A 1,396-nucleotide genomic window follows, 5' to 3' on the forward strand; every position below is an offset into this window, starting at 1 on the left:
GGGAATGTCCAGTCAACGGTGTAACTCGCGGCTGATTTCTTCTATCGAGAGGCCGGGGATAGCCGGCCTTCGAAGGTGATGGCGAAGGCGTTGAGGGCGGCTTTCCAGCGGGTGACCCAGCGTTTGCGGCCCTTCCCCGTGGGGTCCAGGCTCATGATCGCCATGTAGACGCACTTGAGCGCGGCCTGCTCGTTGGGGAAGTGGCCGCGGGCCTTGACCGCCCGGCGGATGCGGGCGTTGACCGACTCGATCGCGTTCGTCGAGCAGATCACCCGGCGGATCTCGGCGTCGAAGTTGAGGAAGGGCACGAACTCGGCCCAGGCGTCCTCCCACAGCTTCACGATCGCCGGATACCGGCTGCCCCAGGCCTCGGCGAACTCCATGAACCGCTCCAGCGCGGCCGCTTCGGTCGGGGCGGTGTAGACCGGCCGCAGCGCCTTGGCGATCGCGTCCCAGTGCTGGCGGGCGGCGTACCGGAAGCTGGCGCGCAGCAGGTGCACCACACAGGTCTGCACCACCGCCTGGGGCCAGACCTGCTCGATCGCCTGCGGCAGGCCCTTGAGCCCGTCGCAGACCACCATCAGCGCATCACCCGCACCGCGGTTCTTGATCTCGGTCAGCACGTGCAGCCAGAACTTGGCGCCCTCACCGCCGTCACCGGCCCACAGGCCGAGGATGTCGCGTTCGCCGTCGACCGTCACAGCCAGGGCGACGTAGATGGGCCGATTGGCGACCTGACCATCGCGGATCTTCACGTGGATCGCGTCGATGAACACCACCGGGTAGACGGGGTCGAGCGGCCGGTTCTGCCACTCGGTCATGCCCTCGATCACCTTGTCGGTGATGGTGGAGATGGTCTGCTTGGACACCTGCGCGCCGTACACCTCGGCCAGGTGCGCGGAGATCTCGCCCGTGGTCAGGCCCTTGGCAGCGAGCGAGATGACCATCTCATCGACGCCGGACAGGCGCCGCTGCCGCTTGGCCACGATCTTCGGCTCGAAGCTGGCGTCCCGGTCCCGTGGCACATCGATCTCGACGGGCCCGACGTCGGTGATGACCGTCTTGGTACGGGTGCCGTTGCGGGCGTTGCCCGTCTGGCTCGCGCCGCGTTCGTGCTTGTCGTAGCCGAGATGGTCGGTGAGTTCGCCTTCCAAGGCGGACTCCAGCACCAGCTTGGTCAGCCGGCCCAGCAGCCCGTTGTCGCCGACCAGCTCCAGGCCATCAGCGCGGGCCTGCTCGACCAGCTTGGCCACCAGTTCCTGCTCTGAGGCCTGCGGCTTCTTACGCGCCACCGCGGCGTCCTCCAGGTCATTCGTCGCTTCCGATGCCTGGATCACAGTAGTCATCGAGTGCGTTCTCCTTGATCAGGAGTTACACCGAAGACCGTACAGTCCCG

The 1,396-nt window shown here is 66.8% G+C and carries 1 protein-coding gene; it reads right to left on the reverse strand.

What is annotated here, in order from left to right; all coding sequences use genetic code 11:
- Nucleotides 1–41 precede the first annotated feature (41 nt).
- Entirely contained in the window at nucleotides 42–1,346 is a 1,305-nt protein-coding gene (locus HHX31_RS33390; protein ID WP_169953795.1) for an IS256 family transposase, read from the reverse strand.
- Between the last annotated feature and the right edge of the window lie 50 nt (nucleotides 1,347–1,396).

This window comes from Microbispora sp. H11081, assembly GCF_012999535.1.
In the GTDB taxonomy this organism is placed as follows: domain Bacteria; phylum Actinomycetota; class Actinomycetes; order Streptosporangiales; family Streptosporangiaceae; genus Microbispora.